Here is a 508-nt window from a genome sequence, read left to right on the forward strand (position 1 = left end):
CGTTCTGCTGCGGCTTGCCCGGCTGGATGCGCTCAAGAGCGATGCCAAGCTTGATGAAGCGCGCCGCAAGCGGCGTCAGACCCGTGACGCCAGGCGATGCGAAGGGTGGGCCATTGTCGCTTCTGAACCGATCCGGCAGCCCATGCTCTTCAAACAGGCGCTCAAACACCGGCCAGGCCTCGGCGTCCGCCGTCGAACCCGTTGCTTCGAGCGCCAGAAGATAGCGGCACGCCCCATTCATCACCGTCAGCGGCTCGCAGCGCCACCCGTCGCCAGTCCGGAACCAGCCCTTGTGATCGCCCGTCCACAGCGCGTTCGGCCCCTCGGGCTCCGGCCATGGACCGTTGCCGGCCGCCTTCCAGCGCCTGCGCTTACGCCCCACAAGTCCATGCCGCTTCAGGATCTCACCGGCCGTCGAGACCGCAGGCCAACCGCAGCAGGGCTCCGCACGCTTCAGCCGGGCCATGATTTCTTCTTGGGCCCCCGCAGCGGATGCGCTTCCTTCTCC

At 67.5% G+C, this 508-nt stretch carries 1 pseudogene; it reads right to left on the minus strand.

Going from position 1 to position 508, the window contains the following annotated elements:
* A pseudogene (locus EOB36_RS34025) lies at positions 1 to 466 on the minus strand (integrase); the annotation flags it as partial.
* Positions 467 to 508 lie beyond the last annotated feature (42 nt).

Origin of the sequence: Mesorhizobium sp. M6A.T.Cr.TU.017.01.1.1, from assembly GCF_004023115.1 — a bacterium.
Classification (GTDB): Bacteria; Pseudomonadota; Alphaproteobacteria; order Rhizobiales; family Rhizobiaceae; genus Mesorhizobium; species Mesorhizobium mediterraneum.